The sequence below is a fragment of the Pseudoalteromonas sp. HL-AS2 genome, from assembly GCF_031198805.1.
Lineage (GTDB): Bacteria > Pseudomonadota > Gammaproteobacteria > Enterobacterales > Alteromonadaceae > Pseudoalteromonas > Pseudoalteromonas nigrifaciens.
Map to the genome: position 1 here is coordinate 1,789,367 of NZ_CP133571.1, position 12,251 is coordinate 1,801,617.

The window sequence follows — 12,251 nt, forward strand, 5'->3', positions numbered from 1 at the left end:
ATTGGGGCTGTTAAGCCTTTGCTGCTTAATAGCCTCTAGTTTAACGTATCAAGTTATAAAATCATGCACTCTTAATAATTATCTTAATGGATTGGCACCCCGCAATAGATTACAATTATGCCCTGTATTATTTCTTAGCTGTTTGTTATGACATTTAGTAATTGGGAAGCTAAACGCTTACTTTCCCTTGCCATCCCCGTTTTTTTAGCTCAGGTTACCCTTGTTTTAATGTCTGTCGTCGATACGATTATGGCAGGCCAAGTAAGCCCAACTGATTTAGCTGCTTTATCTATTGCCACTGGTATTTGGAACCCATTATTACTTGCACTGCAAGGTATTTTACTCGCTTTAACCGGTGTTATTGCACAGTTTGCGGGGGCCAACGATAAAAAAGGCATCAGCCATTATTTTCAACAAGCTTTATATTTAACTGCGCTGCTATGTATTGCTGGGTTTGGTATTGCTCAATTTGCCGATATTATTATTTTAAAACTCGACACCAGCCCTGCTATAGCAACACTTGCCAGTGATTATATTCGCTTTGTTAAATGGGGAGTGTTTGGCTTTTTAATTTTTACCGTTTACAGAAATATGACCGAAGGTATGGGCATGACCAAACCCGCTTTTTATATCAGCCTGTTAGGTTTAGCGGTTAATATTCCGGTTAACTATATTTTTATTAATGGCTTATTTGGCCTACCCGCTTATGGCGGCGCAGGCTGTGGTATTGCTACTGCATTAGTATTAACTGTAATGGCAATAGCCCAGGTTATTTATTGCCAAATGAGTAAAAAAATAGATGCTAAAGGCTTAATGACTCCATTTGAAAAACCTAATTTAACCACTATTGGCATTATCACTAAATTGGGTATTCCTATTTCATTAGCTACTTTTTTTGAAGTAACCTTATTTGCCTGCATTCCATTATTTATTGCCCATTTAGGCGCCGTAGCCGTATCTGGCCATCAAATTGCCGCCAGTGTTACCACATTATTGTTTATGATGCCGCTTAGCCTTTCTATTGCTATAAGCATACGCATAGGTAACTTATATGGTCAAAACCATTTAAAACAGCTAAAAGTTGCTGTTTCAACTAGCTATATACTGGCAGCGCTCATTGCCCTATTTGTTGCCGTAACTACCTTTTTAGGCCGCGATTTAATAAGCCAACTGTACAGCGACAGCCCCGAAGTACTGGCACTGGCTTCATCTATCATGATTTTAGCCTGTATATATCAACTACCTGATGCACTACAAGTTGCTGCAAATGGCATATTACGTGGATTAAAATACACCGCACCTATTTCATACATTACATTTGTATCGTATTGGTTAGTTGGCTTTGCACTAGGCTATGTATTAGCCAGAACCGACTTAATCGTCCCAGCAATGGGCCCACATGGTTTTTGGTTGGGCATTATTGTTGGCTTAACACTCGCTGCTGTATTGTTAATGTACACAGTACATAGACGTTTTAAATATGAACCATCTTTGCAAGCTTAAACGGCTATTAGTAAAGCCACTGCCAATAACCTGTTTATTGGTAGTGTGCTTTATTGCATTAACCGCTTGTAGCGATAAGCCCAGTAATGCAAACCATACTTATATCCAGCGACTAGCTAACACGCTTGATTTACAGCCAGTAACACCAAAACCGCTAGTGCCACTAAGCTTAATACCATTAACTGTATTAAGTGATAGCAACATCACCTTGGGCATTATTCAACTTGCCAGTTTAAGCCACTGCAAACTTAACGTCCTCATTAGCGAGCATAATAACCAACTCGGTAAAACCGCCACAGCGGCAAGCATATTAATCTATCAAATAAAATTTATACAAAGTGCGCAGCAGTGCTTAACTTCGCTTGAAAAAGACTCTTCTATTTATAAAAAGATTTTGGCGGCAACCGAACACAAACAAAATAACTTAATGCACTACTTTAATAGCATGCTCTATAAAGAGTCCGAGCTTAATCGCATTTGGCAACTGAGCTCGCGAGAGCTTTCAATAACCCCAGCAGGCTTTAGCGACACAGTAAATGCCGTAACAAAGCTGGTAAATATTAAACAACAAATAACCAAGCAGCAGTTTGCACAAATAAACTCCGAGCATTTATTTGCCGCACTAGAGCAGCTTAATAAATACCAGTTTAACCAGCAGCTAATTCAATCAGTAAGAACGCAAATAGCCCTAAATAACAGTGCTACCCAATTTATAAACACCATAAATATTAGCCAGCTATGCCAAGCAGGTAAAAATAATAACCAAGCGCAAATTATAAATAATATCTTTAAAAAATATTACTTAGGACAAGTGCAACCTTACCAAGCACAGCTCGCCGGCTACTTAGAAACCCTGCAACCGCTATATCAACAACTTTGGTATAAAACAGCAATCACCAGCAAACCAATTAATAATTTACTCCAGCCCAATGCAAACAGTAACTTATTGAACCAACTAAAATACTCAGCTAAAAACCATGTACTTTGGTGGCAAATTTTTTATAAAACGTGTGAAATCAGCCCAATATGAATAAAAAAACGGCAAATAAACACAAAAACTATAAAGCTGCTTGATCCAACTCCCATCACGCTATATATTAGCGCCCGTGCTACCTAGTTAGCACTTAGCTTAAATTAAAGTAATACGACTGTAGCTCAGTTGGTTAGAGCACTACCTTGACATGGTAGGGGTCGGTGGTTCGAATCCACTCAGTCGTACCAACATTTAAGAAAAAGTATAATTGAAGGAAAAAGCACTACCTACCCTTGATCACCCGGTCCAAAGGTCGGTGGTTCGAATCCACTCAGTCGTACCAAATTTATTCTAATATCACAGAATAAATTTATTTAAGAATTCAAAAATTGTACGACTGTAGCTCAGTTGGTTAGAGCACTACCTTGACATGGTAGGGGTCGGTGGTTCGAATCCACTCAGTCGTACCAATCTTTTCAGGCACTTACGTTATCCTAAACTAAAAAAATACCAAGCCAAAATCAATTGATACTAAGTTGAGACCACCACATAAATCATAGTATTAGTTAACAGATAAATAATTGTCCCCTATCAGTAAAAGCATCGACAATAAATCAACTGATTATATTATTAAATGCTATAAATTGTTTCTTTTAAAATTATCCGCTTGTTCCAAGATTTCTTTATATACTTCATCGCTGCGGACTGAGCAGGTAATTATTTGATTGAGATTATGTTTCTGTGGATAGGTTATGGGCTAACTGGGTCATGATGTAGTCTCTTTTATTAAATGAGATTACATCATAAAGACGCCACAATTATTGTGGCGTTTACAAGCTTGCGAAGTTTTATTAAGTACTATTTATCTAAGTTTTAATTAACGAAAAGGCATAACGCCCGCTAGTGTCACTTTCATCATTTAGCTTAAAATATGATGAGTTATTGGGATCGTGTGTCCAAACAGAACCGCATGACTTATTCTTACATTGGCCTTTGAAATACCCATTAATATCATTGTTAAATGAATGTTCATTAGCCTCGTCACCACAATAAGGGCAATGACGCACAAACTGGGCAACATTACTTTTGAGTTTAATTCTTTCTACAAGGGTTGAGTTAGCTTGCTTACACACAGCATCAAGTTGTTTATGAGTAAGTGGGTTATAAATAGTATGATTTGAGTCCAATTCATTCTTAACTGGTGTCGGTAAATTATTGGGAAGCGGTTTCATGTAAACGGTAAGTAACCAGCACCATATTTGTGAAGTAATATATCTTGCTAGGCTCTCTTTGCCATGAAGGTTCAATGGCGATAATTCAAAAACATTCTTTGGTGCCTGACTCATTTTAATTTGAGGCACAACGACACACGTTGCTTTTAAACCTAACATTGATATATCACGTTGTTCTAATGGCTCAGCATTCACCACTAATCGAAGCAAGATTTCGTTATCATGACTTATCACCCAAACACCTTGCTCATTATTTTCAACGTTTAATGTTAAGTCACCCATTAATGTTACGGATGTCATGTCAGGATTGATTTTCCAGCCTGTGTTACTGAATATTTGTGTGATGATTGATGTAACATAATCCGTATAATTAATTTGACGTTGCTCTTTCATCGCTCGTAATTGTTTAGGACTAAGACGCCTATTCGCTGATATTTTTGACCACGTTCGCCAAATAGTCGCTAACCGTTGATAATGCTCATCATGCATTAATATATTGGTAGATTTTAAGCTAATAGCTATTTGTAACTTTTGTGGAATGGCGCGATGTAAAGCGCCATTTTTCATTTGAATTAATTTACTTTTTAATTCATTTAAAAATTCGATTTGGTCATGACTTTGTTTTTCTAATTCATCAATATCAGTATTACCAAATGCACGGCCCCAATCATTTGATATTTGAGTGACATAATGATGAGTGCTATTTACTGTATCAAGCGCACCAAACGCTTTAATTACATCTAATATTTGTTGAATTCTTGCCTGCCCACCAGCAATGTAACGCAATAAATGGTCAATCAGTCTCGCGTAAACAATATTTTCATAGATAATAATTTCGTCTTCAGATATTTGCCCTTTGAGCTTTTTAGGAATAATGCCTGTGAATGTTCGTTGTTGCCAACATTCAGAATGCGCCACTAAATGCGCTTGATAGTTAGACGCGTATCGTTTAACACGGCTAGTTGCCATTAATTCAACGTCGTATCGCATGCTCATACGAGGCCGTTGATTTATCGTTTGAAATACACCTTGTTCAAAGCCTTTTTCTATCGCTTGATCTAAACCTGTTGGCTTAATAAATTGTGAGACTTCTGGCGGTAATAAATGACTAAATTCACTAATATCTTTGTCTTTGAATTTATCAACAATATGTTCAATGGCATCAAACGCAATGGTTAATGATTCACCATCATTTTTTTTGCTTTTATCTGCTTGGCCACGTTGTTCAATATCAAAGTAAAAGTTAGTTTCGCCTTGTTGATATTTACCACTACCATCATCAACTATCTGAGTTAAATGGTCGCCTACCATCACGGCATAAAGCCCTGATGGTAGCGATTCATCTTGTTTAATGTTAATCCATTGCCCGGTTAACCGAGAATAGAGTTTCATTAAAAAGCTCCTTCTTCTTTTAATTCTGTTTCTGTCTGTAAAATATCCGACGATTCATTACATTTATTACCCAGTAATTTTTCCAATGCTTCATGCAGCTTTTCTAATTTCGTTTGCGAAATGTCAAAGCGACCTAAGACTTTACCTTTTCTTAGTACACGAGTAATCAGCAAATGTTCAAGGGCTTCAATCGCCTCGCCACCACATTCAATGTATACAGCGATAAAGCGCTGAGCTTGAGTTTCGAACCTATTTCCCCAACCTATACCAAAGTCATTTTCTAGCACCTTGGTAAATTCTGATTCTTTAAGCGTTGTTAATAATTTATCGACATCAGTTTTGTGGGTCGATTGTGCATCATCGAACAAACTAATGACTGATGCTATATCGATAATATCTTTAGGTACTTTCTTGGGTCTCCAGTTGTTAGGTTTCTGTTGACGCTTTAATTCCATCATAAATGAACGATCATGTGTTTTATCTGCAAATTCAAAGGTTGTTTCATCATGATTTGCCGTTCCCATAAACCACGTGTTGTTACCAAGTGGAATTTTTCGTTCTTCCACAAAATGCTTCGGCGGTTGAGTAACGCTAGAATCCATGAGTACGATATTACGTTCGCCTTCTCGCATTTCGATAGCAGACAAGAATTCAGCAAAGTATTGCTCTGGACGTGATAAATTCATTTCATCAAGCAACACAATGTTAAATCGATTTTTGAAACTCGGCGTATGGCCTTGATACAGCCCCTGTAAACACTCTTTTTCGTAATAACGTTTTTCAAACGCATTATAATGTCCCAATAAATCATCACGATCTCGCCAACCAGCTTGCACTGGTACGGTGGTTACATGACCACCCACCGCTTTAGCAAACGCTTTCACTAAACTTGTTTTACCTGTACCTGAGATACCTTCAAATACGTGTAGTTGACTCATAGCAAGCCCAGCCACAAACTTACGTAACACGTTCATGTCGTAATATAACGTAACGCCTTTTTCTGCGGTTGCTATTCTGTGTTGCAATTCATCTGAAAACTCACCTAATGAACTTATTGATGTTGTTGCAGTAGGCTCAGCGTATTTTCGATCCATTTTGGTCAATTCACTAAACGCTTGTTGTGATTGTTGTTTGTCTATCAAGTCATCTAAAGTGGCTTTAAGGCTATCAATCGAAACTTTTAATGTTTGGTTATGTAATTCTAAGGTATCGTTTTGCGCTTGAAGTTCGAGTTTGTCACGGATGCTCAGCTGATTTTTTCGTGCTTTGGCTTGTGCTTCATCCAAATCTTGGCGCATGCGCTCTAATGATTCAGTTTTTTCTTCTGCGATCTCTTTAAAGTATTCAAGTTCTTCTTCAAGATCTGTTTCATCACGTCCTTTTAATTTTGAACGTGCTTCTTTTAACTCTTGTTCAACGCTATCTAAGTGTTCTAAAACATCACTAGGGTGTGCGAATTCACGCATTTTCGCTTCGCGCTCTAGTTCATTAAAACCTTCTATTTTGTTCTGTAAAGCTTTAACCTTTTCTAAATCACGTTGACGAAATGTTTCAAGTGATTCAAGCTTTTGCGTTAATAGCTGCTGTTCTAATTCAAAATCATTTGTTAGTTCATCACGTAACGCTTGAGTCTCTCGCTTTTGGCTAGCAAGCTTGATACTAAACTTTTCTTTTGCCGTATTTAATTCTATGTAGTCTTCTTTTAATTTACGTTGAAGTTGTTCAAATGAAGCTTTTTCATCATTAAGTAACTGAACTTCTTTAGCGAGCTTTGATTGCATCAACTGTTCAAATTCATTAGCTTGCTGACGTTGCTCTGTAATTAGATCAACATCTGTCTTTATCTTCTGTTGCTCCAAATCTTTTAATTCTTGATCTAATCGAATCAGTGCTTCTTTATGTGTGGTTAAAGATGCTTGACGTTCAATGACAAACCCAGCTTCCGCATTAGCTTCTCGCTCCATTAAATCTGCTTCAATATTGGCACATTCCATTTCACGTTGTAATAACGATGTTGATTTTTTTTGTATATCGTTCTGTAATTGAGTCACTTCTTTGTCTTGTGCTAAGACACGTTTCTTACGATCTTCTAATTCGTCAATACCTTTTGTAAGAACCTGCTGCTTAGTCGTTAACTCGGTTTGTTTTTTTTCATTAGTGTCAATTGACATTGTAAGATTGGTAATTAATTCTGACAATTGCATTTCTTGCTCTGCATTAAGCTTATTTTCAAGTCCAGAATCCAACTCTATTCCGGCTTTGCTTAGTAAACCTTTGATTGCACCGGATACTTGATTGTTCTTACTTGATGCTTTTGATGGAATAGTACTATTAGTATTACTTTTGTTCTTATTCTTAGCCATTTTTTAAATTCCATTAAATAATTTTGTTACGAAAGTTTGGATCAAATCAACAGCGTTATTCGCTGTATCTAGTGAAACTGCTGGAGGCTTTTTGTGTGCACAGTCATCACGGAGAAAGGTTAAGGAGTAAAAATCCTTAAAATATGTTTCATCATCAAGCAGAAACTTCATTGGATGTTCACGATGCGTTGCCATTGATATAAAAATAGCGACAAGTTGTGCTCGAAGTGAACTGTTTTTACCTATCGCTGCACTATACACACGCGAAGGTTGCACTCTCGTTGATTCAGCCAGCATATCAACGGACATATTTGTCGCTTCAACTATTAAATGTGAAATAATCTCAGTACCATTTTTTGTATGAGGTTTAGGCAAACGGTGGCTATCGGTTAATTCATATTCTTTTAACAAGTGTTCACATATCACTTCTAAAACCTGACCACAGCTAACGATTAATTTTGCTTTAGCACTGTTATGAGGTATCTTTTGACTTGTATTTCGTTCATGTGTTATACGCTTATGAGCTTCAACCATTTCAAATAAGACATCAGTTAGGCCCGTTATTTTATCGGTATTTGGATATTTAACTAACAAGTCAAACTTTGCGGTTTCAGCAAAGGAAGCACATGCCTCTTCATAGCTCATGTTTGCATCCACTGAACCTAGCTCAGACACTGCCATTTGCCCTAATCCCTTATTAGCTTTGCAACCGTGTTTAAACAGTTCTTTCATCCATGTAGATTTAGTTGAAACGCCAAACGGATCGTACAATGTCCATTCAAAACTAGTTTGTGTATCACCCCAAACTGTTAGATAAACGGCCTCGTGACTGCTATCAACAAGCGTTAATTTATCAAAGCTAGATTGTTGTGGTTTCCATTCGTCATTATCACGCGTGTTTTGTGCAACATAAATAGCTTCTTGATAATCAATAGCAATTGATTTTAAGTCTTGTTCTCTTGGCGGTTGCACATTAACGTTTTTAGTATTGATGACAAAAGGCCTAGATTCGTAATCACTTTCACGCTTAAACTTAAATCTCGGATTCCCAGATACATTATTTGAGTATATTTCATTAAGATCAAAACAAACTCTTGGTAACCATTGTTTGGTGATCGCACATTGAAAAACATAAGCCGTTGTTAAATTCTCGCTTGGTTTTTCATCAAGCATTTTAAGGGCACTTTCTGTTATTTTTCCTTTTTCAGTCAACCATCCATTTGGAATAAGCTGGGCAGCGATGATATAACTCACCATGTCACTTTCTAATCCCAACCATTTACCAATATCATCATGACTTAAACTACGTTTATCGGACACTTTAAATAGCTGTAAAATAGTCTTTTCAAATACGTTTAGCTTTCTTCCTTTGGGACTATTTGTGTAGACTTGCCACATGTGAACTGGCCATAACATAGATTTGGCATCAAATACTGGCTGTTTTGTTTGTAACAAATAAGTATTAGCGAACACTGCCATATTCTCCTTCGCATAATTTATAAAACGCGTTAAAACCTGGAAGTATTTGTTGTTTTATCCCATCGTCGAAGTCAATAGATTTTGCTAATTCTTCATCTGCTAATGATTTATCACCAACCACAATTAATAAGCGTTTTTGCCGGCTCATGGCAACGTTAATTCGATTGATTATCCTTAAGAAGCCAAGTTGTTTATTAACAATATCAATAGTTGTTTTTGAAGGTCGTTTCCAAGATCTTACTGTCGATAATAAAACAACGTCAAACTCCTTCCCTTGAAACGCATCAACTGAACCGACACGAAAACGCTCATCACCGTTAGATAGCAGGTCATAGCCTGAACTAGGTTCATATTCACCGAAGTTATTTTGCATGATACCTTTATCAACCATCATTTTTTGTATGGTTTCACGCTGTGCGGCATAAAAGGTAATAATTCCTACGGATAAATCGGGTCTAGCGTTCAAAATTTCGGCTGCTTGTTGTGCAACAATTTCAGCTTCACATTCACGGTATTTAGAACCATTGCGGGTTTGCATTTTTCCTGCTTTTTTACCAACATCAATCCACACGGCTAATTTATCTTTATAGTTAGGAATATCTAACGGAAAGTCTTTTGGCTTTAAACCTGGCTGAACTGGGGGTAAACCTGCTGATTCATAAAATTCTTTACTGTGGAAATCACCAAGCACAGGATGCATTCTAAACTGTGTATCTAGCATCACCACTCGCTTAGGGCCACCTTCATCTTCGAATTTTTTTAAATCATGATAAAGTCGTTCAAATAAACTTTGTTTGAGTAATTCATGATCTGTAATTTCAAGTTCGCTCTTGTCTTGAAGCTCTTTTTCAACTTGAGGTTCAAGCATGTGTGGTAATTGCTTATGATCTCCCACCAGCACAATTCGAGTTTTTGCCATCGCCATGGGTATCATTAAATCAAGCGGATTAGCACGAGCTGCTTCATCTATGATAACGGAATCAAAATTAATACTAGTGCTATGTTCAACGTCTTTAAGGTTTGACATTTTGTCACTAGCGGCTTGCTGACATGTTGCACCAAGGACTGTTACATATTGCTCAATTGAGCGCTCAACCAAATCAGGTTGATTACGTAATGTCTCAACATATTGTTGGCGTATATAGAGTTTCCCCAATGTTGGATTGCTTGTCAGTGACACTTCAAGTGTTTCTTGCAGTTGTTCTAAACAATCAATTTCCTTACCAGTAATTTGACGTGAGTTTGCTATGACATACGGTGATTTCAATCCCTCTAGCAAGCTGTCCTTAATTGATTTGTATTGTGACGGCTTTACTTTGTCATTAATTAAGTTTTTCAGCTCTTTAGCATATTTCAGGACTTCATCGACTTCATTCAAACGTTCTAATGCTGTTAACAAACTATTTGCACGCATTAAACCATCATCATCAAAACTAAGCTGCGTTGTTCTTAAGCCCCTCACTTTAGGATAAAGCGTTGTTTTATCTTCTGTAGAAAGATTGAAGCAACTCAACACTGAAAACCTGTCAGTTAAAGTTTCAATAGCATTTAAAGCTGATGCTTGGATATTAAATCCATAATCGATTTGCCATTCATCAAGCTTTTTTCTAAGCGTTAGCAGAAACGTTTTTAACTGCGCAGGAGAGTTAGAAAGCCTAATAGACAAGATTAGTTTGTTGATTGTTTCAAATGATTTATATTCATCAAATTTATGTAATTCATCTTGAATAACAGGGCTTAATTTATCGACTTGCTGTTGTGACCACTTTGATACACCTGATTGAGAGTTTCTGTCTTTTTCACGTCCGCCAATTTTAAAAGCGGGTAACCCAAAAACGCCTGATCTTTCGACGACATTACTGACAGCGTCATGTTGATAACTACTCAACAATACTTGGTGTTGAATTGGCGATCCAAATTTGTCACCTTCTTCAGCAATACGTTGCTGTAATGCGGATATCACTTGTGTTTTCCCTGTCCCAGGAGGGCCAATAATTAACGCGATATCAGGCGTGTTAAGCGCAACTTTAATCGCTTTTTCTTGCAGTGGAGTAGGGTCTTCGCCTTTAAAACGCGCTTTAGCTTTAGCTGATAATGCCTTAATTCGTTTAGCTCTTAACTCTGGAGGCTGTAAACCTTCAAAAATATGTTTAATTTGGGGGAGTGGATTGTTACCTTCACGAAGCAATGAAAACGCTGACATTTTTCTCTCTTGTGCTTTTTTAATACCATTAAGAGAGATGTAAATAACGCCTTTTTTAGGTGGTCTTTTGTTAGCAGTTGCTTCTAGCTTACCATTATGAAATTTAAGTTTAGATAACAACACTAACTTATTAGGTTTTTCTGAAGAGGAATTTAGTGAGCTTTCTTCCCCTGTTAAATAATCAGGTACGTCTATTGATACTTGTAATTCTAAGTTATCAATATTAAACCGTTCACCTATATTTTCTTGCTCAGCTTTGTAGTGATTAAGAAAGTTTTGAATAGGATTTTCGCCTAAAATAAATTTATATCGTATTTTTTCATCAGAAATTGATTCACAGTCACTGTAAGCAAGAAAACCTGCCGTTTTCGCTATACGAGATGCTTGTAACCAATGAGTTTCAGAATATTTGAGCCATAACTGAAAGTAGCTACCATGCAATTTTGTATGCTGCTCTAACATTAACTGTTGTACAGGTTCATTTATTTGCTCACTTGAGTCATATTTAACTAACTCATGTTCACCAACAAAAACCGTTAATTTTTCAGGTGTTCTAGTTAATGGTGTAAGCGTATTGATAAACCATGATTTACCATTTTTAATAACGCCAGCAGCATATTTATCACTAATAATTTTATAACTATCGCCTAACGCAGTCGCTGAAAATTCACATAGCATCGCTTTTTGTTGACGATAATCTAAATAAAAATTTTGTTCAAACCACAACTGCATCTCTTCAAAATTAGGTTCGCCATCAACCGCTTTCGCGATAACATTTATTGAAGCAGCATCAAGATTGATTGTTATTTTTTCAGGACAAAGATCACGTACGTACATAAATTTGATAGCAACTGCACTAGAGGTTTTATAACAAATAACGGCAATCACATCTTGTGGCTCATTCCTATTTAGCGCTCGCGATAATGATGCATGTTGAAATGTAACTTCTTCAAAGTAGTCACCTTGTTTAAGATAGAACAAATCATTGTCTTCAAGTATTTCAACGGTTTCACCAACGACCCAACCCAATCCTATCTGATTAGAATCCTCTAGCGTTAACTCCACCACATCAGGTTCTATTAATTTAGATGTTAATAATTCCATGA

6 protein-coding genes and 2 tRNA genes are annotated in these 12,251 nt (G+C 36.9%); 4 read left to right on the plus strand and 4 right to left on the minus strand.

Annotation, left to right across the window (positions count from 1 at the left end; all coding sequences use genetic code 11):
* Positions 1 to 147 precede the first annotated feature (147 nt).
* The 4 genes from RB215_RS08425 to RB215_RS08440 all read left to right on the plus strand — a co-directional run bounded on the left by RB215_RS08425 (position 148) and on the right by RB215_RS08440 (position 2,946).
* Positions 148 to 1,503, plus strand: coding sequence for an MATE family efflux transporter (locus tag RB215_RS08425; protein WP_011328411.1), 1,356 nt, complete (start codon positions 148 to 150; stop codon positions 1,501 to 1,503).
* Entirely contained in the window at positions 1,481 to 2,533 is a 1,053-nt protein-coding gene (locus tag RB215_RS08430; protein ID WP_309216202.1) for a DUF3080 domain-containing protein, read from the plus strand. The genes RB215_RS08425 and RB215_RS08430 overlap by 23 nt, the downstream gene beginning before the upstream one ends.
* A 114-nt stretch (positions 2,534 to 2,647) precedes the next feature.
* Positions 2,648 to 2,724: transfer RNA gene (locus RB215_RS08435), tRNA-Val, on the plus strand.
* A gap of 145 nt (positions 2,725 to 2,869) precedes the next feature.
* Positions 2,870 to 2,946 (plus strand) — tRNA-Val (locus RB215_RS08440).
* A gap of 396 nt (positions 2,947 to 3,342) precedes the next feature.
* Here RB215_RS08440 and RB215_RS08445 read toward each other — a convergent pair.
* From RB215_RS08445 to RB215_RS08460, 4 genes are read right to left on the minus strand one after another with little or no spacing between them, the layout of a single operon-like run.
* Complete coding sequence (locus RB215_RS08445) at positions 3,343 to 5,100, minus strand: hypothetical protein (protein WP_309216203.1); 1,758 nt, start codon at positions 5,098 to 5,100, stop codon at positions 3,343 to 3,345.
* Complete coding sequence (locus RB215_RS08450) at positions 5,100 to 7,463, minus strand: AAA family ATPase (RefSeq protein ID WP_309216204.1); 2,364 nt, start codon at positions 7,461 to 7,463, stop codon at positions 5,100 to 5,102. The genes RB215_RS08445 and RB215_RS08450 overlap by 1 nt, the downstream gene beginning before the upstream one ends.
* Before the next feature lie 3 nt (positions 7,464 to 7,466).
* Positions 7,467 to 8,942, minus strand: coding sequence for a hypothetical protein (locus tag RB215_RS08455; RefSeq protein ID WP_309216205.1), 1,476 nt, complete (start codon positions 8,940 to 8,942; stop codon positions 7,467 to 7,469).
* A complete protein-coding gene (locus tag RB215_RS08460; RefSeq protein WP_309216206.1) occupies positions 8,926 to 12,249 on the minus strand; it encodes an AAA domain-containing protein in 3,324 nt (1,107 codons plus the stop codon). The genes RB215_RS08455 and RB215_RS08460 overlap by 17 nt, the downstream gene beginning before the upstream one ends.
* Between the last annotated feature and the right edge of the window lie 2 nt (positions 12,250 to 12,251).